Source organism: Kitasatospora sp. NPDC057738 (assembly GCF_042798815.1).
GTDB lineage: Bacteria > Actinomycetota > Actinomycetes > Streptomycetales > Streptomycetaceae > Kitasatospora > Kitasatospora lactacystinica.
Genome location: NZ_JBHVJT010000020.1, coordinates 95,543 through 118,581 on the forward strand (window position 1 = coordinate 95,543; position 23,039 = coordinate 118,581).

Annotated in this window: 20 protein-coding genes; 10 read left to right on the forward strand and 10 right to left on the reverse strand. The window is 74.2% G+C overall.

Annotation, left to right across the window (positions count from 1 at the left end; genetic code table 11):
- Positions 1–81 precede the first annotated feature (81 nt).
- The 3 genes from ACFVGO_RS13890 to ACFVGO_RS13900 are packed head-to-tail and all read left to right on the forward strand — an operon-like array spanning position 82 to position 3,577.
- Complete coding sequence (locus ACFVGO_RS13890) at positions 82–1,656, forward strand: flavin-containing monooxygenase (RefSeq protein ID WP_380631917.1); 1,575 nt, start codon at positions 82–84, stop codon at positions 1,654–1,656.
- Complete coding sequence (locus ACFVGO_RS13895; protein WP_380631919.1) at positions 1,653–2,675, forward strand: alpha/beta fold hydrolase; 1,023 nt, start codon at positions 1,653–1,655, stop codon at positions 2,673–2,675. Before ACFVGO_RS13890 ends, ACFVGO_RS13895 begins: the two co-directional genes overlap by 4 nt.
- Positions 2,672–3,577 (forward strand): SDR family oxidoreductase, encoded by a 906-nt coding sequence (locus ACFVGO_RS13900; protein ID WP_380631921.1) that lies wholly within the window; start codon positions 2,672–2,674, stop codon positions 3,575–3,577. The genes ACFVGO_RS13895 and ACFVGO_RS13900 overlap by 4 nt, the downstream gene beginning before the upstream one ends.
- 114 nt (positions 3,578–3,691) lie before the next feature.
- Here ACFVGO_RS13900 and ACFVGO_RS13905 read toward each other — a convergent pair whose 3' ends face one another.
- Positions 3,692–5,038, reverse strand: coding sequence for a PLP-dependent aminotransferase family protein (locus ACFVGO_RS13905; RefSeq protein ID WP_380631923.1), 1,347 nt, complete (start codon positions 5,036–5,038; stop codon positions 3,692–3,694).
- A gap of 156 nt (positions 5,039–5,194) precedes the next feature.
- Between ACFVGO_RS13905 and ACFVGO_RS13910 the strand changes: the two genes are divergently transcribed.
- Positions 5,195–5,857 (forward strand): LysE family translocator, encoded by a 663-nt coding sequence (locus tag ACFVGO_RS13910; RefSeq protein ID WP_359898585.1) that lies wholly within the window; start codon positions 5,195–5,197, stop codon positions 5,855–5,857.
- 55 nt (positions 5,858–5,912) lie between these two features.
- Here ACFVGO_RS13910 and ACFVGO_RS13915 read toward each other — a convergent pair whose 3' ends face one another.
- From ACFVGO_RS13915 to ACFVGO_RS13930, 4 genes are all read right to left on the reverse strand, one after another.
- Positions 5,913–6,950, reverse strand: a complete 1,038-nt coding sequence (locus ACFVGO_RS13915; protein ID WP_380349163.1) for a serine hydrolase domain-containing protein — start codon at positions 6,948–6,950, stop codon at positions 5,913–5,915.
- Entirely contained in the window at positions 6,947–7,900 is a 954-nt protein-coding gene (locus tag ACFVGO_RS13920; RefSeq protein WP_359898583.1) for a DUF6895 family protein, read from the reverse strand. The genes ACFVGO_RS13915 and ACFVGO_RS13920 overlap by 4 nt, the downstream gene beginning before the upstream one ends.
- Complete coding sequence (locus ACFVGO_RS13925; RefSeq protein ID WP_380631926.1) at positions 7,897–8,610, reverse strand: hypothetical protein; 714 nt, start codon at positions 8,608–8,610, stop codon at positions 7,897–7,899. The genes ACFVGO_RS13920 and ACFVGO_RS13925 overlap by 4 nt, the downstream gene beginning before the upstream one ends.
- 82 nt (positions 8,611–8,692) lie before the next feature.
- Positions 8,693–8,896 (reverse strand): hypothetical protein, encoded by a 204-nt coding sequence (locus tag ACFVGO_RS13930; protein WP_359898581.1) that lies wholly within the window; start codon positions 8,894–8,896, stop codon positions 8,693–8,695.
- A gap of 154 nt (positions 8,897–9,050) precedes the next feature.
- Between ACFVGO_RS13930 and ACFVGO_RS13935 the strand changes: the two genes are divergently transcribed.
- Together ACFVGO_RS13935 and ACFVGO_RS13940 are read left to right on the forward strand one after the other, a co-directional pair.
- Positions 9,051–9,824 (forward strand): SDR family NAD(P)-dependent oxidoreductase, encoded by a 774-nt coding sequence (locus ACFVGO_RS13935; protein WP_380631928.1) that lies wholly within the window; start codon positions 9,051–9,053, stop codon positions 9,822–9,824.
- Positions 9,825–10,082: 258 nt separating this feature from the next.
- Positions 10,083–11,921, forward strand: coding sequence for an ABC transporter ATP-binding protein (locus ACFVGO_RS13940; protein WP_359898579.1), 1,839 nt, complete (start codon positions 10,083–10,085; stop codon positions 11,919–11,921).
- A 115-nt stretch (positions 11,922–12,036) separates the two neighbouring features.
- On the opposite strand, the gene ACFVGO_RS13945 is transcribed toward ACFVGO_RS13940, so the two are convergent.
- Positions 12,037–12,705: a lysophospholipid acyltransferase family protein gene (locus ACFVGO_RS13945; protein WP_359898578.1), complete on the reverse strand. Its 669-nt coding sequence runs from the start codon at positions 12,703–12,705 to the stop codon at positions 12,037–12,039.
- 175 nt (positions 12,706–12,880) lie between these two features.
- On the opposite strand from ACFVGO_RS13945, the gene ACFVGO_RS13950 reads away from it, so the two are divergent.
- Positions 12,881–13,093 (forward strand): EF-hand domain-containing protein, encoded by a 213-nt coding sequence (locus ACFVGO_RS13950; RefSeq protein ID WP_359898577.1) that lies wholly within the window; start codon positions 12,881–12,883, stop codon positions 13,091–13,093.
- 112 nt (positions 13,094–13,205) lie between these two features.
- On the opposite strand, the gene ACFVGO_RS13955 is transcribed toward ACFVGO_RS13950, so the two are convergent.
- Positions 13,206–15,407 (reverse strand): bifunctional glycosyltransferase family 2 protein/CDP-glycerol:glycerophosphate glycerophosphotransferase, encoded by a 2,202-nt coding sequence (locus tag ACFVGO_RS13955; RefSeq protein WP_359898576.1) that lies wholly within the window; start codon positions 15,405–15,407, stop codon positions 13,206–13,208.
- A 923-nt stretch (positions 15,408–16,330) separates the two neighbouring features.
- On the opposite strand from ACFVGO_RS13955, the gene ACFVGO_RS13960 reads away from it, so the two are divergent.
- On the forward strand, positions 16,331–16,597 hold the full coding sequence (locus tag ACFVGO_RS13960; protein WP_049650625.1) for a hypothetical protein: 267 nt from the start codon (positions 16,331–16,333) through the stop codon (positions 16,595–16,597).
- A gap of 262 nt (positions 16,598–16,859) precedes the next feature.
- Positions 16,860–17,321: a YjbQ family protein gene (locus tag ACFVGO_RS13965; RefSeq protein WP_359898575.1), complete on the forward strand. Its 462-nt coding sequence runs from the start codon at positions 16,860–16,862 to the stop codon at positions 17,319–17,321.
- Between the two features lie 81 nt (positions 17,322–17,402).
- Here the strand turns inward: ACFVGO_RS13965 and ACFVGO_RS13970 are convergent, their stop codons facing one another.
- Positions 17,403–17,957, reverse strand: coding sequence for a DUF1990 family protein (locus tag ACFVGO_RS13970; protein ID WP_380631932.1), 555 nt, complete (start codon positions 17,955–17,957; stop codon positions 17,403–17,405).
- Between the two features lie 212 nt (positions 17,958–18,169).
- Here ACFVGO_RS13970 and ACFVGO_RS13975 point away from each other — a divergent pair, with 212 nt between their 5' ends.
- Positions 18,170–18,388 carry a hypothetical protein gene (locus tag ACFVGO_RS13975; protein ID WP_359898573.1) on the forward strand — a complete coding sequence of 73 codons (219 nt, stop codon included), beginning with the start codon at positions 18,170–18,172 and terminating at the stop codon, positions 18,386–18,388.
- A 31-nt stretch (positions 18,389–18,419) separates the two neighbouring features.
- Here the strand turns inward: ACFVGO_RS13975 and ACFVGO_RS13980 are convergent, their stop codons facing one another.
- Both ACFVGO_RS13980 and ACFVGO_RS13985 read right to left on the reverse strand, forming a co-directional pair.
- On the reverse strand, positions 18,420–21,455 hold the full coding sequence (locus ACFVGO_RS13980) for an AAA family ATPase (RefSeq protein WP_380631935.1): 3,036 nt from the start codon (positions 21,453–21,455) through the stop codon (positions 18,420–18,422).
- Positions 21,452–22,621, reverse strand: a complete 1,170-nt coding sequence (locus ACFVGO_RS13985) for an exonuclease SbcCD subunit D (protein ID WP_380349154.1) — start codon at positions 22,619–22,621, stop codon at positions 21,452–21,454. Before ACFVGO_RS13985 ends, ACFVGO_RS13980 begins: the two co-directional genes overlap by 4 nt.
- Positions 22,622–23,039 lie beyond the last annotated feature (418 nt).

The following is a 23,039-nucleotide window of genomic DNA, read 5'->3' on the forward strand; positions in this document are numbered from 1 at the left end:
AGGCGAGCCCCCGGGAGGTTCCGGGGCCGCGACCCCGGGAGAGCGCGACGATCACCGTCCCACCCTCAGGAGGTTTGCCGCATGGCACCCAGCAGCAAGCGCCCCCGCTCCGGCGCGTCCGCAGCGACCGACACCGCCGCTGCGCAGGAGCCCGTCCCGCACGTCCGGGTGGCGGTGATCGGCTCCGGCTTCGGCGGCCTCGGCGCCGCGGTCCGACTGCGTCGCGCCGGGATCACCGACTTCGTGGTGCTGGAACGGGCGGACTCCGTCGGCGGCACCTGGCGGGACAACAGCTACCCCGGCTGCGCCTGCGACGTTCCCTCGCACCTCTACTCCTTCTCCTTCGCGCCCAACCCCGACTGGCCGCGCAGCTTCTCCGGCCAGCCGGACATCCGCGCCTACCTGGAAAAGGTCGCGACCGTCTTCGGCCTCCGCCCCCACCTGCGCTTCAACACCGAAGTACTGGAAGCCCGCTGGGAGAGCGAGCAGACCCGCTGGCGGATCACCACCTCGGCCGGCCAGTGGACCGCCGACGCCGTCGTCTCCGCCGCCGGACCGCTCGCCGACCCGCAGATCCCCGACCTGCCCGGACTGAGCGGCTTCCCCGGCAAGGTCTTCCACTCCTCCCGCTGGGACCACGACTTCGACCTGACCGGCAAGCGCGTGGCGATGGTAGGCACCGGCGCCTCCGCCGCCCAGATCATCCCGTCGATCCAGCCCGGAGTCGGCAAGCTGACGGTCTTCCAGCGCACCCCGGCCTGGGTGCTGCCCCGTCGCGACCGCGAGATCACCCAGCTGGAGAAGTGGCTGCACGGCCGCCTGCCGGTCACCACGAAGATCCGCCGCGGCACGCTCTTCGCCCTCCGGGAGATCCAGGTCGACGCCTTCGTGCGCCGGCCCGGACTGCTGCGCCTGGTCCAGCGGCTCGCCGAGCGCCACATCGCCCAGGGCGTCCGCGACCCGGAGCTGCGCGCCAGGCTCACCCCGGACTACCGGATCGGCTGCAAGCGCATCCTGCTCAGCAACACCTACTACCCGGCCCTCGCGGCGGCCAACACCGAGGTCGTCTCCTCCGGCCTGCGCGAACTGCGCGGCTCCACCCTGGTCGCGGCCGACGGCAGCGAGCACGAAGTGGACGCCATCGTCTTCGGCACCGGCTTCCACGTCACCGACATGCCCATCGGCGCCCGGGTGTTCGGCGCCAACGGCACCAGCCTGGCCGAGGAGTGGAAGGATGGCATGGAGGCGCTGCGCGGCTCGACCGTGCGCGGCTTCCCGAACCTCTTCTTCGTCATCGGGCCCAACACCGGCCTCGGCAACAGCTCGATGATCCTGATGATCGAGTCCCAACTGAACTACATGATCGACGCGTTGACCACGCTCGGCTCGATCGGTGCCGCCGCGATGCAGCCCACCGCGCGCGCCCAGCGGCAGTGGAACCTCGAAGTCCAGCACCGGATGGACCGCACCGTCTGGACCACCGGCGGCTGCCTCAGCTGGTACCTCGACCCGAACGGCAAGAACACCGTGCTCTGGCCCGGTTCCACCACCTCGTTCCGCCGGGCCACCCGCAAGGTCGACCTCGGCGAGTACGAGCTGATCATGCGCGCCGCACCGGCCGCCACCCGCACCACTGCCCAGGAGGTCTCCGCGTGAGCGCCCGGCTGCCCGAGGAATACGAACCGCCGCTTCCGGCCGAGGAGTTGAGCGTCCGGTCGGCGGACGGCATCCGGCTGCACGTCGAGGTGCACGGCCGGCCCGGAGCGCCCACCGTGGTGCTCGCCCACGGCTGGACCTGCTCGACCGCCTTCTGGGCCCCGGTGATCCGCCGACTGTCCGACCGCTACCGGGTGGTGGCCTACGACCAGCGCGGCCACGGGAACAGCGAGATCCCGCCGAGCCGGGCCCGCTACTCGACCCGGGCGCTGGCCGAGGACCTGTCCGCCGTACTCGCGCGGACCGTTCCGGCGGGTGAACGGGCCGTCCTCGCCGGGCACAGCATGGGCGGGATGACCATCATGACCGCCGGCGGCCGTCCCGAGGTCGCCGACCGCACCGCGGCGGCCGTCCTGATCTCCACCGGGCCGGGCGACCTCGTGGCCGAACTCACCGTCCTGCCACCGGCCGTACGGCCCCGCGGCCTGCGGCGCTTCCTGCACCGGCAGCTGCTGCGCTCCCGGATGCCGCTCGGGCCGGTCTCGCCGGTCAGCCGGGTGGCGCTCAAGTACGCCACCATGGGGCCCGGTTCGTCCGCCGGCCAGGTCGAGGCGACGGCCCGGATCGTGCACGCCTGCCCGACCGCCGTCCGCGCCAACTGGGCCGCGGTGCTGGAACGGCTGGACGTCCACGCCGGGCTCGCCCGGCTCGCCGCGCCCACGGCGGTGGTGGTCGGCACCGGCGACCGGCTGACCCCGCCCGTGCACGCCCACCGGATCGTCGCCGAACTCCCGAACCCTCAGGGGCTGTTGCTGCTTCCCGGGGTCGGCCACATGTCGCCGCTGGAGCGCCCGGACGAGGTCGCCGCCGAGATCCACCGGATGGCCGCCGCGTACCTGGCGTCCGCGCCGGCCGGTGCGGCTTCGGCCGGTGCTGGTTCGGCCGGTGGTGCTTCCGCCGGTGGTGCTCCCGCCGGTGCTGCTTCCGCTTCCGTCGATGAGAGGACCGCCGTCGCATGAACGCCATCCCGCCGTTGTCCGCGCAGGTCGTCGTCGTCACCGGGGCCGCGCGCGGCGTCGGTGCGTCGCTGGCCCGCAAGCTCGCCCGGCGCGGGGCCAAGGTCGCCCTGCTGGGACTGGAGCCGGAGGAGCTGAAGGCCGCCGCCGCGCAGTGCGGGCCGTCCGCGAGCAGCTGGGAGGTGGACGTCACCGACCTCGACGCGCTGGAGGACACCGCCTGGCGGATCAAGGAGCACTACGGTCGGATCGACGCCGTCGTCGCCAATGCCGGGATCGCCATCGGCGGTCCGCTGACCGACAGCGACCACAAGGCGTTCAGCCGGGTCATCGAGGTCAACCTGCTCGGCAGCGTGGCCACCGCGCGGGCGTTCCTGCCGGCGCTCGCCGAGAGCCGCGGCTATCTGCTCCAGATCGCCTCGCTCGCGGCGCTGACTCCTGCGCCGCTGATGAGTGCGTACTGCGCCAGCAAGTCCGGGGTGGAGGCCTTCGCCCACTCGATCCGTGCGGAGGTGGCCTATCAGGGGGTCAAGGTCGGTGTTGGGTACCTGAGTTGGACCGACACGGACATGGTGCGCGGGGCCGACCAGGACGCCGTGCTGAAGCAGATGCGCTCCCGGCTGCCGTGGCCGGCGAACAAGACGTATCCGCTGGAGCCCGCGGTGGACCGGATCGTCGCCGGGATCGCCCGCCGGTCCGCCCACGTCTACGCGCAGGCCTGGCTGCGCGGGATGCAGCCGGTCCGCTGGCTTCTGCCGTCCCTGATCGCGGTGGTCGGCTCCCGGGACGTGGCCCGGATCGCACCCCAGCTCGCCGCCACCGCGGCGAGCCGCCTGCGCGCCGTCGGCGCCGGGGGCGCGGCGGACACCGCGGTCCGGGGGAGCCGGAGCGGGGCGGGCGACTGACGGGTGAGGACTGAGGGCTGAGGGCTGAGGGCGAAGGGCCAACGGCGGACAGCTGACAGCCGACGGACGACAGCGAACAGATGACGGACGACAGCTGACAGATTTTGAAACCTGTCAGCTGTCACCCGTTCGCCGTTCACCCGCCCCCTCCGCGATCCCCGCCAGCGTCTCCAGCGCCCGCGCGAGCACCGGCAGCGGCGGGGACGCGAGCCCGACCCGGACGGCGGAGGGCGAGCGCCGGGGGTCGACGGCGAAGGCCGCCGCGGGCGTGACCGAGATCCCGGCACGCGCCGCCTCCGCGACGAAGGCCTCCGCCCGTCGGCACGTCGGCAGCTCCCACCACAGGTAGTACGAGCAGGGGTCGGACCGCAGCCGTCGCCCCGTCAGCACCTCGCGGGCCAGCAGCTGCCGGGCCCTCGCGTCGGCCCGCTTCGCCGTCTCCACCGCGGCCAGCGTGCCGTCCCCGATCCAGCGCACCGCCGCCTCCAGCGCGAAACCGCTCGGCGTCCACCCGCCCGAGCGCAGCGCCCCCGCCACCCGCTCGCGCAGCGCCGTCGGGACGACCGCGAACCCGGTGGTCAGCCCCGGGGCGAGCCGCTTGGAGAGGCTGTCCACGAGCACGGTGCGCTCCGGCGCGAGCGCGGCCAGCGGTGCGAGCTCGGGTCGCAGGAAGGACCAGATGGCGTCCTCGACCACCGGCAGGTCGAGCCGTCGCAGCACCGCGACGAGTGCCACCGCCCGCTCCTGCGGCAGGCTCGCGCCGAGTGGGTTCTGCAGGCGCGGCTGGACGTACACCGCGCGCAGCGGCCCGGCCCGGTGGGCGGCGGCCACGGCCTCCGGCAGCAGTCCGTGCTCGTCCACGGCCAGCGGCACCAGTACGATGCCCAGCCGATCCGCCACCGCCTTGACCACCGGATAGGTCAGCTCCTCCACGCCCAGCCGCTGCCCGGGCGGCACCAGCGCGGACAGGGCCCCGGCGATGGCCTGCCGCCCGTTGCCGGCGAACAGCAGTCGCTCCGCCCCGACCTCCCAGGAGCCGGACGACACCAGGCCCGCGAACGCCCGCCGGGCCGCGACCGTCCCGGCCGCGCCGACCGGCCGCAAGGCGTCGCCCAGCGCGTCCGGACGCAGCAGCGGCGCCAGGGCGCCCGCCAGCAGCTCGGCCTGCCCGGGGACGGAGGGGTAGTTGAGCTCCAGGTCCACGGGGGCGGCGGCCGGCTCCGCGAGCGGCACCCGGGCGCCGTCCGGTGCGCGCCCGGCCCGGACGAACGTCCCGCGCCCGACCTCCCCGACGGTCAGCCCGCGCCGGGCCAGTTCCCGGTAGACGCGTCCGGCGGTCGAGTTGGCGATGCCCCGGCTGCGCGCGAAGGCGCGCTGGGTGGGCAGCTGCTGGCCGGGCCGCAGCCGCCCGTCCGCGATCTCGGCGGCGATCCGGTCGGCGATCAGGCGGTAGTCGTCCATCGGCGGTCGGCCTCCAGAGGTCTCTCGTTGCTCGCGGGCTCGCGCACCGGCCAAGCACCAGCCCGCGCGACGGCCCGCACGCCGGCCCCGGCCCACATTGCACCGAGTGCAAAGTCATCATTGCATTGACCCGATGGTCCGTCCTAGCCTCCTCGCATGGACGCGTTGACATCGGCCGTGGACGGCCGGGCCGTACTCGGGATCGCCGCCGTGGCCCTGGGCATGGTGCTGTCGCCCGGGCCCAACATGATCTACCTGGTCTCGCGCTCGATCGCGCAGGGCCGCCGCGCCGGGCTGATCTCGCTGACCGGGGTCGCGGCCGGTTTCCTCGTGTACCTGGTCGCGGTGACGGCGGGAGTGGCCGCGGTGTTCTCCGTGGTGCCCGCCCTCTACACCGCGATCAAGCTGGCCGGCGCCGGGTACCTGCTCTGGCTGGCCTGGAAGGCGGTCAAGCCGGGCGGCACGGCGGTCTTCGCCCCGCAGCAGCTGCCGCCGGACCCGCCGCGCCGGCTGTTCGCGATGGGCTTCCTGACCTGCCTGCTCAACCCCAAGATCGCCATCATGTACATCTCGCTGCTGCCCCAGTTCGTGGCCCCGGAGCGCGGCCACGTCGCCGTGCAGAGCCTGCTGCTGGGCCTGGTCCAGATCGCGATCGCGATCACCGTCAACGGCCTGATCGCGGTGAGCGCGGGCGGCATCGCCGCCTTCCTCAACCGCCGGCCCGGCTGGCTGCGGATCCAGCGCTACGCGATGGGCACCGTCCTCGCCGGCCTCGCCGTGCGCATCGCCGCCGACCGCGCCAAGGCCGTGGCGGTCTGAAGCCATAGTGCTCCGAGGCCGCAGCGGTCCAGGGGCGAGGTGCGAGTGCGAGATGCTAGGTGCTACGGCCGGTGGCGGTCCGCAGCACCTCGTACCCCGCCTGGACGAAGCGTCCGCCGCGCTTCGGGCCGGTGTTGGCGAGGGCCGCCACGGCGGTCGCGCCCGTCGGAGAGAACCCGACGAAGGCGGTGAACCCCCGGGTCGCGCCAGTGTGGAAGTACAGCTCGCGCCCGCCCGAGCGGCGGTGGTTCCACACCAGGCACAGCTCGTCGGGGGAGTGCGGAAGCCGCAGCCTGACCCGTTGGACCTCGGCCAGTGGCGTACCCAACTCGCCGCCCTCCTGGTCGAGATGGGCCTGGAGGTAGCGCAGCAGGTCGCTTCCGCTGGCCCGTACCGCGCCCGCGCCCGGCAGTCCGGGGATCCGCCAGGTCGGCATCGCCCGTTCACGCCGGTAACCGGTCGCCCGGCTCGGCGCGTCCGGCGCGTCCGGCGCGCATGTGGTGGCATCGAGTCCCAGTGGCACCAGGACCCGCTTGGCGAGCAGCTCCCCGTACGGCAGTCCGCCCGTCTCGGCCAGCAGTCGCCCGAGCAGTCCGACCCCGTAGTTGGAGTACCGGTACGTGCTGCCGGGCCTGCCGCGCACGGTGGTTCGGGCCAGGGCGGCTCTCAACCGGTCGTCGTCGAATGCCGCGTACGGGTTGGTCTGCCAGGTCGGCACGGCTCCGGCGAGCAGTCCGGGCGGCAACCCGGGCAGCCCCGAGGTGTGGGTGGCGAGGTGCAGCAGCCGGATCGGCTCGGGGGAGCGGACGGTCATCGGACGCCAGTCGGGCGGCAGTCGGTGTTCGACCGGGTCGTCGAGGGCGAGTTCGCCGCGCGTGGCCAGGTCGGCGAGCAGCAGCGCGGTGAACGTCTTGCTGACCGAGCCGAGTTCGAAGACGGTGTCCGGGGTGCATGCTGCCGCCCGCCCTCGCGCGAGGCGCCCGAAGCATCGCACCTCGCCCTGTCCTTCGCGCGCCACGGCCACGGTGACCGCGGTCGCGTACGGCGCGGCCGCCCGCACTGCCGCACGGACGGCCGTGTCGAGTTCGTTCATGCGGCCGCGATGTCGGCGGTTTCGGCGCCGTCCGCGCCGCCGAGTGCCCGGGAGAGTGCGACCGTCGAGGCCACGACCGCGACCACGCCGGTGTGTTCGTGTGCGCGGATGGCCAACTCCTCGTCGTCCTCGATCGGTTCGTTGTCCCGGGGCACCAGGCCGTCCGCCCGCTGCACCGAGGCCAGGGCCTCCCAGCCGGACCGCCCGGTGATGGGTTCCCCGATGCACGAGTCGACGATCAGCAGCTCGCCGACCAGGTCCCACTCGCCGATCTCCAGCCAGATGTCGAGCCAGACCGGCAGCCAGTCGTGCAGGTAGTCCCGCATCGGCTCGGGCAGGTCCTGGGGTCGGGCGCCCCAGTCGGTGAGGTGGAAGACGGTGTGGGTGACCTGGTAGGCGGTGGACCAGGAGACGGTCCAGGGTTCGGGGAGCGCGCCGAGCCAGGTGCGGGCTGCGAGCGTGGCCCAGTCCGGCCGGTGGCTGAGTCCGATGATCCGACGCGCGTTGGCCACGGCCAGCTGCCGGCTGCCCTGGATCTCGACGGCGTGCACGGCCCGCAACCGGCTGAGTGATTCGAGCAGCTCCTCCAGTGCGGCGTGCCGGTGGCCGAGCCGGGCGAAGTGGGCGTACGTCTCCAGCGGGTCCGTGATGGTGACGTACCGCAGCTGGCGCTCGTAGAGCATGTCGCCCTCGCGCAGCTGGCCCCAGGCGGTCGTGAGGAGGTCGCGCGCGGCAAGGATGTCCTGCGGTCCGGCGACCCCGTCGCGCAGCACCAGGGAGGAGGCCATCGCGACCTCGCAGAGCGGCTTGTAGATGTCGTCCGGTTCGGAGAGGTTGATAACGCTGTTGTCCGCGAACTTGCCGTAGCTGCCCTGGTACGAGGTGTGCAGCCAGGACAGCGCGCGGGTGCCGAGCTGTTGGGCGATGGTGAGCGTCTGGGTGTCGGTCATGCCGGGCTTCCCTCCAACAGGCGCTGGGCGACGGCGAGTTCGAGGCGCGTCCGGACTGCTCCGATGCCGACCAGGCGGGTCCGGTCCAGGACCGGTTCGACCTCGAGCCGTGGCGGGAGCCCCTCGGCGCTCGTCCAGGCGAGCCACCGGGCGAGCCGTACGGCGGTGGTGAAGTCCCGTCGGAGCATGGAGCGGACGGTGCCGTGGGCGAGGTGCAGGGTGCCGGAGCGGGCGGCGTCGTGCACCGGACCGTCCAGTCCGGGCAGCGCGAGCACGGACAACTGCGCCATCCGTACCGACCAGGACTGCCAGCCCAGGTCGGCCGGTCCGGGCACGGGGGAGGGCGGTGAGGCCGGTGCGGCGTCCCCGTACGGTGTGCGGGCGAGCAGCCGGTCGATCGCCCAGTCCTGCCAGGCGATGACCAGCGCGGCCTCGGCGGATGCCGGTGCCGGGGCGGGGAAGGCCCGTCGGGCCTCGGCGAGCAGCGCGGCGGTGGGTCCGTCGGGCTCGGCCCCGGCGAGCAGTTGCGGGGTGAAGAGGTCGGCGCCGAGCACGCGCACCGCGGCCAGCAGCGGGCGGGGCGCGGCGGTGTCCGGGTCCGCGAGTGCGGCCGCACCCCCGGCGCCCCGGAGGGCGTCGAGGGTCCGGCCGGCCACCCGCTCGACCGCCGCGGCGTACTCGTCACGGAGAGGGGTATCGGCGAACGGCATGGTGGTGAGCTACTCCTTCAGGAGACTCGGGAAGGGCGCGGGGCCCCAGGGGCGCACGGCCCGGTGGGGCGAGGAGGCCCGGCTACCTGATCGGCTTCTCCTTCGGTCCCTTCGGGGAGAGCAGGACCAGGCCGAGCAGGAGCAGGAGCCCCGCGGCCTCGGGCGAGTACGTGGGCGCGTCGGACACGACGGCCTCTTCCTCCACCATCAGGCTCGCGAGTGTCTCGGCCTCAAGCGTCGCGCTGCGTGACGTCGTTGCCGTTCCGGTCCGGAACTGAGTAAGCATCAGAAGTGCCTCCTCGTCTGGATTTCACCGCCCGGTCGGACGATGCCCCCGTTCGACAGTACGAGCACCTCCGGTGACCTGCATCCGCAGCCCGCTGAGCTGGGGCATTGCCCTGGATGTGGGCCCTGTCGAGGCGAGTCGGTACGGTCGGGGCATGACCACAGCCTTGATCACCGGCGCGACCGCCGGCATCGGAGCCGCCTTCGCCCGCCGGCTCGCCCGCAGCGGCTACCAGCTCGTGCTGGTGGCCCGGGACACCGAGCGCCTGGAGCGCGCAGCCGCCGACCTGCACGGCAGGTACGGCATCGAGGCGGAGGTGCTGGCCGCCGACCTCGCGACGGACGAGGGCATCGGCGCCGTGGAGGCCCTGCTCGCCGACGCCGCCCGCCCGGTGGACCTCCTGGTCAACAACGCCGGCTTCGGCAACAAGGGCGCCTTCGGCACGGTTCCGCTCCAGGACGAGCTGGCCATGCTGAAGGTGCACATCGAGGCGATCCTGCGGCTGACCACGGCCGCCCTGCCCGGCATGCGGGAGCGCGGCCGCGGTGCGATCGTCAACGTCGCCTCGGTGGCGGCCTTCCTGCCGCGCGGCACGTACGGCGCGAGCAAGGCCTGGGTGGTGAGCTTCACCCAGGGCGTGCTGCGCGACCTCGGCGGTACGGGCGTGCGGATGATGGCGCTGTGCCCGGGCTTCACCCGGACCGAGTTCCACCAGCGGGCCGGGATGGGCACCGGCAACATCCCGTCCTGGTCCTGGCTCTCCGCCGAGCGGGTGGTGGACGAGGCGATGCGCGACCTGGCCCGCGGTCGGTCCGTGTCCGTGCCGGGCAAGCGGTACAAGGCCGCCGTGGCCATCGCGCGGGTGCTGCCCTCCGGCAAGCTCGGCGGGTTCTCCTCGAAGGCGGCGCGCACCTACCGGACCAACTGACGGCCGGGGCGGTCGGGCGGTCGGGTACGGGCGCGGGTCCTGGGCGGCCGCCGGGCTCCGGGCGGCCGGCTGGCCGGGGCGGTCGGGCGCGGGTCCCGGGCGTCCGCCGGGTCCCGGCCGGTCGGGCGGTCCGCGGGTCGGCGGGAGTCGAGGAATAGAGCAACCCTCACTATTAGCTTGTCTAACTATGAGCTATCCTCGCTATGCTGACCCCAGTCCGACCGTCCGCCCGACTGTCCCACCCAGGGAGGCCCGTCCTTGAGGCCCACCGCCATCGACTGGACCCCGCCCGAGCGCGCCGAGGGCGAACCCCGCCCCTCGGCCGAGTGGCGCCGCATCCTCGCGCTCTTCCGCCCGTACCGGGGCCGCCTGACCGTCGTCGGGCTGCTGGTGGCCGCCTCCGCGGTGGTCTCGGTCGTCTCCCCGTTCCTGCTCAGGGCCGTCCTGGACATCGCCATCCCGCAGGGCCGTACCGGGCTGCTCAGCCTGCTCGCGCTCGGGATGATCCTGACCGCCGTGGTGAACAGCGTCTTCAACGTCCTCCAGACGCTGATCTCCACCACCGTCGGCCAGCGCGTGATGCACGACCTGCGGACCTCCGTCTACGGCCACCTCCAGCGGCAGTCGCTGGCCTTCTTCACCCGGACCCGCACCGGCGAGGTGCAGTCCCGGATCGCCAACGACATCGGCGGCATGCAGTCCACGGTGACCTCCACCGCGACCAGCCTGGTCTCCAACCTGACCGCGGTGGTCGCCTCGGTCGTCGCCATGGTCGCCCTCGACTGGCGGCTGACCGTCGTCTCGCTGCTGCTGCTCCCACTGTTCGTCTGGATCAGCCGCCGGGTCGGCCGGGAGCGCAAGAAGATCACCACCGAGCGGCAGAAGCAGCTGGCCGCGATGAGCTCGGCGGTCCAGGAGTCGCTGTCGGTCAGCGGCATCCTGCTCGGCCGCACGATGGGCCGCTCCGGTTCGCTGGCCCGGGAGTTCACCGACCAGTCCGACCAGCTCGCGGACCTGGAGGTGCGGGCCAGCATGGCCGGGCGCTGGCGGATGAACACCATCATGATCGTGATGGCCGCGATGCCCGCGCTGATCTACTGGGCGGCCGGGCTGACCTCCGCCGCCGGCGCGCCGATCGTCTCGGTCGGCACCCTGGTCGCCTTCGTCACCCTCCAGCAGGGCCTCTTCCGCCCGACCGTCAGCCTGCTCTCCACCGGCGTGGACGTGCAGACCTCCCTGGCGCTCTTCCAGCGCATCTTCGAGTACCTCGACCTGCCGGTGGAGATCGACGAGCCGGCCGACCCGGTCACCCTGACGGGCATCCGCGGCGAGGTCCGCTTCAAGGACGTCGACTTCCGCTACGACCCGGAGCAGGAGCGCCCGACCCTGGCCGGCGTCGACCTCACCGTCCCGGCCGGGAGCTCACTGGCCGTGGTCGGCGAGACCGGCTCGGGCAAGACCACCCTCAGCTACCTCGTGCCGCGGCTGTACGACGTCACCGGCGGGCAGGTCGCCCTGGACGGCGTGGACGTGCGCGAACTGTCCTTCGACACCCTGGCCCGAGCCGTCGGCGTGGTCTCCCAGGAGACCTACCTCTTCCACGCCTCGGTCGCCGAGAACCTGCGCTTCGCCAAGCCCGGCGCCGACGACGCGGAACTGGTCGAGGCCGCCCGGGCAGCGCAGATCCACGACACCATCGCCGCCCTCCCGGACGGCTACGACACCCTGGTCGGCGAGCGCGGCTACCGCTTCTCCGGCGGCGAGAAGCAGCGCCTCGCGCTCGCCCGGACGATCCTGCGCAACCCGCCGGTGCTGATCCTCGACGAGGCCACCAGCGCGCTCGACAACCGCACCGAGCGCGCCGTCCAGCAGGCCGTGGACACCCTGGCCGCCGGCCGCACCACGATCACCATCGCGCACCGGCTCTCCACCGTCCGCGCCGCCGACCAGATAGCCGTCCTGGACCGCGGTGAGGTGGTCGAACTCGGCACCCACGAGGAGCTGGTGGCGCTGGACGGCCGGTACGCGGCGCTGCTGCGCCGGGAGGTGCCGGAGGCCGCCGGGCAGCCCGAACCGGCCGTGCTCGGGCGCGTGTGACGACCCGGGTGCGGGCGCGTGCGACGACCCGGGTGCGGGCGCGTGCGACGACCCGGGGCGCGGGTGCGAGCGTGGGTGTGCGCGTGGGTGTGCGCGCCGGTGACGGACGCGGCGGTCAGGCCGCCTTCGGCACCTCGTTGTAGCTCTCCGCGACCTCCTGGCCGGAGAGCCGCTGGATGGCCGCCATGACCTCGTCGGTCACCTGCCGACGGGCCTTCAGCGAACGGGCCTGCCCGTGCAACTCGTCGAAGTGCAGCGGCTCGCCGAAGCGGACCGTCACCTTCTTCAACCGCGGGATCCGCTTGCCCACCGGCAGGATCTGCTCCGGACCCTCCAGCGCCACCGGCACGACCGGCACGCCCGCGGTCAGCGCGAGCCAGGCGACGCCCGTCTTGCCCCGGTAGAGCCGGCCGTCCAGCGAGCGGGTGCCCTCGGGGTAGATGCCGAAGGCCTTGCCGTCCTCCAGGATCTCCAGCGCCGACTCCAGCGAGGCCTGAGCGGAACGGTAGGTGCCGCGCTCGACCGGCACGGCGCCGATGGCCTCGAAGAAGTCCTTGGAGAGCCGGCCCTTGAGCCCGGTGCCGGTGAAGTACTCGGCCTTCGCGAGGAAGTGGACCCGGCGCGGGGCGGTCAGCGGGATCACCACGCTGTCGATGAAGGACAGGTGGTTGCTGGCCAGGATCACCCCGCCCTTGCGCGGCACGTTCTCGATTCCCTCGATGGCCGGCCGCCAGATCCCCCGCGAGACCGGTTTCAGCACCAACTTGGTGACGAGGTCGAGCACGATTCCCTCCCTGGACGAACGACCGCCCGGGAGGAGCCCGGGCCTGCAATCAGATCCGCAGACTACGACACCCACCCCCGCGCACGTCCACTCCCGGCGACCGTGGCGCGCGCCACGGCCGGGTAGGGTACGGCCGTCCGAACCGAGCGACACCCGCAGTACCCAGGAGGGCACGATGGAGACCACCGAGGCGATCAAGGCCTTTTTCGACCGTTTCGACAAGGACGGCGACGGCAGGATCACCCCGGCCGAGTACGCCCTGGCCGCCAACGAGATGGGCGACCACGACGTCACCATCTCGATGGCCGAGGCGCTGATCCACAGCATGGACACCAACCACGACGGCGTCCTGACCTTCGAGGAGTTCCTGGCCGCCCGCCGGCGCTGAACCCGCGCCGACGGGGCCGGTCGCCGTACCGGCGGCACCGGCCCCGTCCGGAGGCCCCCGCTGTTCCCCGCAGGGCCCTCGCTGTTCTCCGCAGGGCCCTCGGCAGGGGCCGCTACTCCTCCACCGGGAACACCCGGCGCACCACCCGCTCCGAGGCCCCGCCGTCGTCCCAGACGCAGAACTTCGCCCGGAACCGCGCCCGCGCCGCCGGCTCCGGGTCGCCCGCCAGCAGCGCCCGCGCCAGCCCGTCCGCGTCCACCGTGACCGCGCCCGGCGGCTCCGCGAACAGGTCGAAGTAGACGCCGCGTTCCCGCTGGTACTCCTCCCAGTCCGGGGCGAAGATCACCACCGGCCGGTCCAGCACCGCGTAGTCGAACATCATCGACGAGTAGTCCGTCACCAGCACGTCCGCCGCGAGGTAGAGGTCCTCGACGGTCGGGTGCGCCGAGACGTCCACGATCCGCGCCGATTCCGCGCCGGCCGCCGACAGGTCGCCCGGTCCGTCGGTGTGGAAGTAGTGGGTGCGCACCAGCAGCGTGAAGTCCGGGCCCAGCCGCCGGGCCAGCGCCGCCACGTCCAGCAGCGGCACGTAGCCGCCCTTGCTGCCGCGGTGGGTCGGCGCGTACAGCACCGCCCGGGTGTCCGGCCGCAGCCCGAGCCGCTCGCGCATCGCCCGGACCTCGTCCGGAGCGGCGTTCGCCAGCCGGTCGTTGCGCGGGTATCCGGTGTCCAGCATCTCGTACCGGCCGGGGAAGGCGCGGGCGAAGTGCCCGCTGGTGTGCGGGTTGGGGGAGACCAGGAAGTCCCAGCGGTCGACGGCCTCCTGGAGCAGCTCGAAGTCCATCCCCTCGGCCGCCGCCGGGTGGTCGCGCAGGTCCATGCCCATCGCCTTGAGCGGGGTGCCGTGCTGGGTCTGGACGTGCACCGTGCCCGGCCGCTTCGTCATGGTGCGGGGGAAGTTGACGTTGTTGACGAAGTACTTGGCGGTCGCCATCGCCCTGAGGTAGGCGGGGGTGTTGACGATCACGTGCGGAACCCCGGGCGGCAGCGCGGCGGCCTGGGCGCGGTTCTCCACCACCCACACGCCCCGGATCCGCGGGGCGAGTTCCTTCGCCTTCTCGTAGATCGCCGCCGGGCTGCACGCGTAACCCCGGTGCCAGTAGGCGGCGTAGACGGCGAGGTTCTCGTCCAGCGGCAGCCGGCGGAACGCGTTGTACGCGGTGAACCGGGCGCCGCTGCGCATCCCCTTCTTCACCGCGGGTGCCACCGCCCGTGCCCCGCGCTTGAGTTCGCGCGGCAGCCGCCCGGTGCGGCGCAGCTCCGCGTAGGCGATCCGGGCGCCGCGGGCGGCCAGCCGGTACTGCACGCCGCGCACCCCGCCGGGGAAGCGGTAGCCGGCCGGGCGGTGGCGGTCGAAGTGCCGGGCGATCCGCCGGAAGAAGTCCTTGCGCAGGTCGGCGGGGACCAGCCCGGGGGTGTCGTAGACGTTCAGCGCCTGGCGGACGGTCCGGTCGAAGACCAGGGTGCGCAGCGGGTCCGGGACCGGCCGGCCGGGGCGGTCCGGGCGGTCCAGGAAGGCGAAGATCGCGTCGTACTGGGCGAACACGTCCGCGTGCTTGGGGGAGGAGGTGGCGGTGATCGCGCCGTCCCGGCCGCGCCGGTAGAAGTAGCAGGGGCGGTCGAGGTAGCGCAGCCGCTCGGCGGCCAGCAGCGCCGGGTAGGTGACCGAGATGTCCTCGTAGTAGCCGCGGCCGAAGGAGACGCCGAGGCCGTCCAGGAACGCGCGGCGGAACAGCTTGTTCCACACCGACATCACGGTCTGGAACAGCGCCGGGTGCTCGGCCAGGGTGCAGCCCTCGACCAGCGGGGAGCCGGCCAGCACGTGGCGCCAGGGGTTGGGCTCCGTCCCGCCGTCCGGGTAGACGTGGGTGAAGTCGGTGATCAGCACGTCGGCGGGGGTCTCCCGGCGGCGCTCCTGCGTCAGCTCGTCCAGCAGCGCGCCGACCGTCCCCTCGGGCACCCAGTCGTCGCTGTCCACGAACCAGACGTACTCGCCGCGGGCCTGCGGCAGGGCGGCGGTGCGGGCGCCGCCGAGGCCCTGGTTCTCGGTGAGGTGCAGCACCCGCAGCCGGCTGTCGCGGGCCGCGTAGGCGTCCAGGATCGCGCCGGAGCCGTCGGGGGAGAGGTCGTCGACCGCGATCACCTCGAAGCGGGTCTCCGCGGCGGGGGTGTCGCCGAGGATCGAGTCGAGGCAGTGCGGGAGGTACCGCTCCACGCCGTGGACCGGGAGCACGATGCTGAGGAGGAGGGACACGCTGGCCGAGTGTACCGATCCACCGGGTGTCACCTGCGCGGACGTCCGGTGCGGGGCTTCCGGGGTGGTGGCCGGGGCGGTGACCGGGGGTGGCGGTGGTGGTGGGGCGGGGTGGCGGCCACGGTGGGGCGGCTCGCGGCAGGGGCCGTGGTGCACCCGGAACCGCCGGTGCCGGGCCCCTTGCGGGACGGCACCGGCAGTCAGGTGGCGGTCCGGCCGACCCTCGACGGCCGACCGCCGGTCCGGGCACCGCGCGAGCCGGGCCACCGCAGCGTCGAGGCGGCCGGGCAGTGGCTCGCGGGAGCCGGAGTTCTTCATCAATCGAACACACGCTTGGGTGCGGTGCGAGCACTGGCGTGTGCATCAGATACTGCTTGGAGGTTCGGCGGGAGTCAATCCCTCGAATGTGTTCACTTCCTGAAGTCTGTCGGTCACGGTGTCGGTCGGCGCCCGGTTCGGCCGGGCCGTGCACGGATCGGGCGCGGAGAACGCCCCCGATGATCGCTTTGTCGATGTGGCGGCCGTCTCCCGGCTGTCCCCTATATGGCGGCGCGAGCGGGGTGCGGGCGGGTCGCGGGCCGGCTGCGGGGCCGGCTGCGGGGTGGGGCGCGGGCGGGTCGTCGGTGGGGTGCGGGCGGGCCGCGGGGCCCGGATCCGCAGGGGCGCCGCCGTGCGCCGGGTGAGCGTCGTGCGCGTGCCGTGCGTACGGTTGCCGCACCCGCGCCTGTCGGACCGGGTGACGTACGGCCGGTCGTGCACCATCATTGATGCCTAGTCGTGACCGGCCTGGTGGCCCCTGGTGCTTCGTCAGTTGACGCCGCACGATACGGTGGCACAACACCAAGGACGGTTGCGCGAAGGCCGTCCTTCACGGATAGTCTTCGCCTCACGGCCCTGGCGCCTCGTAGGGGTGGGAAAAACTGATGGAACACATGCAAGTGCGGACTCGGCCCCGCGTGCCGGCGATCCAGTGCGGTGTCGGCACGACCGGCCGCCGGATCGACCGACACCTGGCCGTGCTCGGCGCGCCCGCACTCCCGGCGGTGGACACCGCCGAAGCGCTCGGGTTGATAAGGGAGCTCACGCCGCGCGGCGCCGAGGCCCCGACGACCCGTCGTCGCCACACCAGGATCTCGCTGCTGACGCCGCTGCGTCGGCTGCGGCGGAGCCTCTTCGGCGGGCGCGGCTAGTTCGACCGGCGCGGTACGGGTCCCTCCCCACCGCCCGGTCGGGAACCGACCCGGTGGACCGTCCGGTCCACCGGGTCTTCGGTGTGTCCGGACGATGTCCCGGGTTCGGGCCCGGTGAAGGCCCCGGGTGGCGGCTCCGGCACGTGCCCCGCCGTCCGGGTGATGTGGTCTGAACCTTTCACCCTACGCGAGTTCGCCTCCCCGGCGCGGCGACTCGGCGAGGGAGTACGCCCGGCCCGCTGGCCTGGGACAGGATGGCGCCATGGCGGACAACAACCACTCCACCCGGACCGGCTCCTTCCCGGACACCACCTTCCAGAGCGGCACCATCGAGATCACCACCGGCAGCCGCGAGGTCGCGCTCGACATCACCGACCGCTGCGCCGCGTTCCTCGACGAACGGGCCACCGGGCGCGACGGCCTGCTCAACATCTTCGTCCCGCACGCCACCGCGGGGATCGCGGTGCTGGAGACCGGCTCCGGCAGCGACGACGACTTCCTCGCCACCCTGCGCGACCTGCTCCCGGCCGACGACCGCTGGCGCCACCGGCACGGCAGCCCCGGCCACGGCCGGGACCACGTGGTGCCCGGCCTGGTCGCCCCGCACGCCACCCTGCCGGTCCTCGGCGGCCAACTGGCCCTCGGCGTCTGGCAGTCGGTGGTGCTGATCGACACCAACGGGGACAACCCGCGCCGGACCGTCCGGCTGTCCTTCCTCGGCTGACCTTCCTCGGCTGACCTCGGCGCGGTGCGCGCGGGCCCGGGCGCGCTCGGCGGGTTCGATGGGTCCGGCGGGCTTCGCGACTCAGCGGACGTGCGAGGCCACCGCGGCGAGGTAGCGCTCGATCGCGAGGTGCTGGCAGAGCAGGGCCACCGGGCGGCCCACCCTGGCGTACCAGGCGGACAGCCGGGAGAACGCGGTGACCTCGAACCACACCTCGCCGTCGGCGTCCATCGACACCAGGAACGCCTCCTCGCCACGCTCGGGGTGCCCGGGGAGGGTTCCGTACCCGAATCCGATCCGGTCCGGCTCGTCCACCGTCCACACCACCCGGCAGGGGATCACCAGCCGCGGCCGCCGGCTCCCCGGCAGGTTCAGCCGCAGCAGCACCGTCCCGCCCTCCCGGGCCGGGCCGGCGGGGTACACCGCGAAGCCGGTGCCCAACTGGCTGCCCCAGTCGAGCACGTACCGACCGGCCCGCTCCAGAACCTCCGCGCCGCGCCCCAGGTGGACCCGCCGCCGCAGGTGGGCGTAGCCGTCCGGCAGCCGTCCGCCCCCGCCCCGGGTGGCGCCCACCTCGGGGTACGACGGGGCGGTGGCGTGGGCGGCGAGGAGACGTCGGTGCAGGTCGGTGGGCATGCCGGTCACGGTAGCCGCCGGGCGGGAGGGGGCCTGCGGCGGGGCGGGATGGGTTTCAGGGAACGGGTTTCAGTGAACAGATTTCAGATGACGGATTTCAGCGAACGTTTTCTGAAATCTGTTCGCTGTCATTCGTTCGCCGGGACGCTCGGGCCGGCTCGGCCAGGACCGAGCCTGTTGCAGCTCAGCGGGGAGCGGAGTAGGAAGGCGGCATGAACGACACCGGTACGAACCAGGAAGCGGCCGTCTGCGAACTCGCGTCCGAGGGCGAAGCGGAGGCGGCGCTGCGGCACGACCCGGAGGCGACCGGGCCGCGCGCCGACTGCGTGCTGTGCGGGGAGCCGACCGAACTGCCCGCCGACCGGCCCGGCAGCACCCTCTGCCCGGTGTGCGCCTGGCAGCAGGCGCAGCGGATCGCCTGCTCGGGCTGATCCACGGCCGACCCCGGCCCCCCGGGTCGGCCTACGCGTCCTCCCGCCCGGCCAGCGCCAGGTTCGAGCCGCGCCGCCCCTTGCGGACCAGCAGCTGGGCGGGGATGCGGCTGCGCAGGTCGGCGACGTGGCTGACGATGCCGACCGCGCGGTCCCGCTCGCGCAGGCCGTCCAGGACGTCCATGACCTCCTCCAGGGCCTGCTCGTCGAGGGTGCCGAAGCCCTCGTCGATGAAGAGGGTGTCCAGCGGCATGCCGCCGGCCTCGTCGGTGACCACGTCGGCCAGTCCCAGGGCGAGGGAGAGCGAGGCGAAGAAGCTCTCGCCGCCGGAGAGGGTCGCGGTGTCCCGCTCGGTGCCCGTCCACGCGTCGACCACCCGCAGGGCCAGGCCCGAGCGCTTGGTGCCGCTGCCCCGGTCGTCGCTGTGCACCAGGGTGTAGCGCCCGCCGGACATCCGGACCAGTCGGTCGCTGGCCGCCGCCGCGACCTGTTCCAGCCGGGCCGCCAGGACGTACGACTCCAGGCGCATCCGCAGCCGGTTGTCGGCGGCGGTGCCGGCCGTGAGTGCGGCGAGCCGGGTGATCCGCCCGTACCGGTCCAGCGCGGGGGCCAGTTCGGCGGCGAGTCCGGTCAGCTGCCGCCCGATCGTGGCCAGCGCCCCGCAGCGCTCGCGGGCCGCCGCATGGGCGGCGTGCGACCGGCCGAGCCGGTCGGTGGCGGCGCCGAGCTCGGCCGCGACGGCGGGCAGGTCCACCGGCGGACGGCCCGCGGCCTCGGCCAGTTCCGGCAGCTCCAGCTCGCGGCGGACGGCGGCGGTCTCCGCGCGGTGCCGCTCCAGCCGGGCCTCCAGCCGCTCGCGCTCCTCGCGCGGCAGCAGCACCGCCAGGGCCGCCGCCGGGTCGGGGAAGCCCGCCGCGGCGGCGGCCTTGCCCAGTTCGTCCTCGGCCTCGTCGAGTCGGGCCGCCGCCTCCGTCCGGGCCCGGGCGGAGTTCGCCGCCGCGGCGACCGCCTCGGCGAGCCGGGTGAGGGCCGCGGCCCGGTCGGCGACCGAGGGCGCGTCGCCCCGGGCGGCCGCCACCCGGGCGGTCAGCGTCTGCTGCTCGGTGCCGAGCGCCAGCAGCCGGTCGGAGAGGACGGCGGCGCGCTCCTTGGCCTCCTGCAGCTCGTCGACCCGGCGGGTGCGGTCCTGCGACAGCCGGGCGATCTCCTGCTCGACCCGGCCGAGCGCCTCCGCCGCGTGCCGTGCCCCGCGATGCTGGTCCTCCATCCCGGCGAGGGCCTGCGCGAGCGTCTCCGTCGTGTCCGGCCCGGCCGCGCCGGCGGCGGTGGCCTCCCGCACCCGCAGTGCGGTGAGCGCCTGGTCGGCCTCCGTCCAGACCAGCTCGGCGTCGGCCTGGGCCCGGCGCGCCCGCTCCTCGTCCTCGGCGCCGACCCGCCCGCCGGGCGCGGCCTCGGCGGGCGCCGGGTGCTCCGGCGAACCGCAGACCCGGCAGGCCTCTCCCGTGCGCAACTGCTCGGCCAGCTCGGCGGCCATGCCGCTCAGCCGGCGGTCCCGCAGGTCCAGGCTGTGCTCCCGGGCGTCCAGCGCGGCGGTGCGCAGCGCGACCGCCCGGGGCTCGGCCGCGGCGATCTCGGCGCGCAGGCCGTCGCGCTCCCGCGCCGCACCGAGGCGTCCGGTCAACTCGGTGCGCTGCCCGTCCAGTTGCTCGACCCGGGCGGTCGCCGACCGGGCCTCGGCGTGCTGCTGCTCCAGACGGCCCAGTTCGCCCTCGAACTCGGCGAGCCAGTCCTCGGCCTCCTCGGCCAGTTCCTCGGCGGCCCGCCGGTCCTGTGCCAGGGAGCCCTGCTCGTGGGCGAGTTCGGCGCAGCGCCGTTCCTCCACCCGGGCCGCCTCCAGCCGGACCACCTCGGCCCGCAGCCGCAGTTCGGCCTCGGCCAGCCCGGCGGCGTCGGCCCCGGCGAGATCCCGGCCCCCGGCACCGGATCCGGCCAGCAGCTCACGGTGCCGGCGCTCCAGCTGCCGCGCGCGCCCGAGTGCCTCGGCCGCGCTCTCCCGCAGCCGCAGGGCGGACTCCACCCCGACGGCCTCCTGCGCGGCGGCGAGCCGCCGCCGGTCCGCCGTCGCTGCGGGCTCGAAGCCGGCCAGCCGCTCGGCCCGGTCCAGCGCCTCGCGGTGCCGGCGCTGGCGACCGGCCAGCTCCTCGGCGGCCTCGCGGCGCTCCTGGGCGGCGCGCTGGGCGGCCCCGGCGCCCGCGAGGGCGGCCTCGGTGACGGTGAGCTGCTCGGCCGCGCCGCTGCGCAGGACCGCCGCCCAGCCGAGCACCCCGGCGGCCAGACCGTCGTCGTCCTCGGCCGGCACCCAGCCCGCGGCGGGTTCGGCGCCCGGACCGGCCGCCTGCTCGGCCTTGCTGGCGAGGTCCCGCAGCCGGCGCCGGCCGGCCTGGACGGCGGCCTCCTGGCCGCGGCGCTGCTCGGCCAGCCAGGCCTCCACGTGCTGGAACCGCTCGGTGTCGAACAGCCGCCGCAGCAGCTTGCCGCGCTCCTCCGAATCGGCCTTGAGGAAGCGGGCGAAGTCGCCCTGCGGCAGCAGCACCACCTGGCAGAACTGCTCCCGGTTCATGCCGATCAGCCGGTGGATCTCCTCCCCGGCCTCCTGGTGCGACTTGCTGATCCCGCGCCAGCCGGGCGCGCCGTCGCCCGTGTCGAGGACCCACTCGCGCAGCAGGGTCTGCGCCCGTTCGACGGTGGTGCCGCTCCCGACCTTCTTCGGCCGGCGCTGCTCGGGCAGCCGGGTGACCTGCAGCCGCCGCCCGCCGAGGGTCAGCTCCAGCTCCACCGAGGTCAGCCGCTTCGGGTCGGCGTGGTCGCTGCGCAGCCGGTTGGCCCGGCGCGCGCCCGGCGTCTCGCCGTACAGGGCGAAGCAGACCGCGTCCAGCACGCTGGTCTTGCCCGCGCCCGTCGCGCCGCGCAGCAGGAACAGCCCGCCGGCGGCGAGTGCGTCGAAGTCCACCGTCTCGCTGCCCGCGAAGGGGCCGAAGGCGGTGACGGTGAGCCGGTGCAGCCTCATCGGGGCAGGTCCGCCTTCCGGTCCGTGGTCTCCCGGACGCGCTCGAAGCCCTCCCGGAGCCAGCCGAGCTCGTCCGGCTCGGGCTCGGCGCCGGGGCGGACGTGCCGCAGGAAGCCCTCCGCGATCTCCAGGTCCCCGCGGCCGCTGACCCGCGCCGCGTACGACTGCGAGGGCTCGGCCTCGCTCCGCTCGGGGTCGAACAGCAGCTGGAGGGTGTGCGGGAAACGGCGGCGCAGCCGCTCCATCGGCTCGCTCGGCCGCGCCGCGTCGGTGAGCGTGGCCTGCACCCAGGACTGCTCGTGCTCGGCGTACCGCTCGTCGGTGAGCAGCGCGTCGAGGGTGTCGCGCAGTGTCGCCAGGCGGCGAGGCTCGGGACAGGGGACGCGGTCGGCCGTCACCGAGCCGTCGGCGGCCAGGTCGACCAGCCACATGGTCTTGCGCTGGTGCACCTCGGAGAAGGAGTAGGCGAGCGGGGAGCCGCTGTAGCGCAGGTGCGGGGCGAGCGTCTGGCAGCCGTGCAGGTGGCCGAGCGCGGCGTAGTGCACGCCGTCGAAGACCGACGCGGGGACGGAGGCGACGCCGCCGACCGCGATGTCCCGCTCGCTGTCGCTCGGCGCGCCGCCGGTGACGAAGGCGTGCGCCAGCACCACCGCCCGGGTGCCGGACGGGCGGGCCGCGAGGTCCTCCCGGACCCGGTCCATCGCCGCCCCGAGCACCGCCGCGTGCCCGCCCTTCGCCAGCCCGAACCGCTCGCGCACCAGGGTCGGCTCCAGGTACGGCAGCCCGTACACCGCCACCGGGCCGTGCTCGTCCGCCAGCACGACGGGCTCGGCGCACTCGCCCGGGTCGGTCCGCAGGTGGATGCCGGCCCGGCCGATCAGCCCCGCCCCGACGCCGAGGCGGCGGGCCGAGTCGTGGTTGCCGCTGATGAAGACCGTCGGCACCCCGAGGTCCGCCAGCCGGTGCAGCACGTCGTCGAACAGCGCGACCGCTTCCAGCCCGGGCAGCGCCCGGTCGTACACGTCCCCGGCGACCAGCACGGCGTCCACGCCCTCGGACCGGACCACCTCCACCAGGTGGTCCAGGAAGGCGCGCTGGGCGTCGTGCAGGCTCTCCCGGTGGAACGAGCGCCCGAGATGCCAGTCGGAGGTATGCAGCAGTCGCATGGTTCCCGACCCTAACCCGCAGCACTGACAATCCCGCCCGACCCGGTGGAACCACTGGCCCCCGGCACCCCTGGCGCCCCTTGCGTCCGGGGCCGGGGCCCCGGGGCCGTGCGGTGGCGGGCGGGGCGGAGTGGCGCCGAGCCCGTTCGATCACTCCGGGTGAATTGTCAGTGGCTCTGTGTATGTTCCTCGGCGTCGGCCACTCCCGGTCGGGGTGGTCGGCGCGATCCGGTGTCGGAGGGCGAGAAGGAGGAGCCATGGCTGCGGTACGGAAGTCGGTGCGCGAGGTGCTGGGCGCCGCGGCGGGGTGGTCCCCGCGGGGGCGCCGGCGGGTGCTGGTGCTGGGCGGGCGGCGGCCGGGTGGCGGTGCCGGTGGGGTGCCGACGGGCGGGCCCGGCGGCGCGGCGCCACCCGGGAG

Bases quoted from the DNA above. Each gene is read 5' to 3' on its own strand.
- ACFVGO_RS13890 (WP_380631917.1), top strand. From the start codon at position 82: ATGGCACCCAGCAGCAAGCGCCCCCGCTCCGGCGCGTCCGCAGCGACC.
- ACFVGO_RS13900 (WP_380631921.1), top strand. From the start codon at position 2,672: ATGAACGCCATCCCGCCGTTGTCCGCGCAGGTCGTCGTCGTCACCGGG.
- ACFVGO_RS13905 (WP_380631923.1), bottom strand. From the start codon at position 5,038: ATGGACGACTACCGCCTGATCGCCGACCGGATCGCCGCCGAGATCGCG.
- ACFVGO_RS13910 (WP_359898585.1), top strand. From the start codon at position 5,195: ATGGACGCGTTGACATCGGCCGTGGACGGCCGGGCCGTACTCGGGATC.
- ACFVGO_RS13915 (WP_380349163.1), bottom strand. From the start codon at position 6,950: ATGAACGAACTCGACACGGCCGTCCGTGCGGCAGTGCGGGCGGCCGCG.
- ACFVGO_RS13920 (WP_359898583.1), bottom strand. From the start codon at position 7,900: ATGACCGACACCCAGACGCTCACCATCGCCCAACAGCTCGGCACCCGC.
- ACFVGO_RS13925 (WP_380631926.1), bottom strand. From the start codon at position 8,610: ATGCCGTTCGCCGATACCCCTCTCCGTGACGAGTACGCCGCGGCGGTC.
- ACFVGO_RS13930 (WP_359898581.1), bottom strand. From the start codon at position 8,896: ATGCTTACTCAGTTCCGGACCGGAACGGCAACGACGTCACGCAGCGCG.
- ACFVGO_RS13935 (WP_380631928.1), top strand. From the start codon at position 9,051: ATGACCACAGCCTTGATCACCGGCGCGACCGCCGGCATCGGAGCCGCC.
- ACFVGO_RS13950 (WP_359898577.1), top strand. From the start codon at position 12,881: ATGGAGACCACCGAGGCGATCAAGGCCTTTTTCGACCGTTTCGACAAG.
- ACFVGO_RS13960 (WP_049650625.1), top strand. From the start codon at position 16,331: ATGGAACACATGCAAGTGCGGACTCGGCCCCGCGTGCCGGCGATCCAG.
- ACFVGO_RS13965 (WP_359898575.1), top strand. From the start codon at position 16,860: ATGGCGGACAACAACCACTCCACCCGGACCGGCTCCTTCCCGGACACC.
- ACFVGO_RS13970 (WP_380631932.1), bottom strand. From the start codon at position 17,957: ATGCCCACCGACCTGCACCGACGTCTCCTCGCCGCCCACGCCACCGCC.
- ACFVGO_RS13975 (WP_359898573.1), top strand. From the start codon at position 18,170: ATGAACGACACCGGTACGAACCAGGAAGCGGCCGTCTGCGAACTCGCG.
- ACFVGO_RS13980 (WP_380631935.1), bottom strand. From the start codon at position 21,455: ATGAGGCTGCACCGGCTCACCGTCACCGCCTTCGGCCCCTTCGCGGGC.
- ACFVGO_RS13985 (WP_380349154.1), bottom strand. From the start codon at position 22,621: ATGCGACTGCTGCATACCTCCGACTGGCATCTCGGGCGCTCGTTCCAC.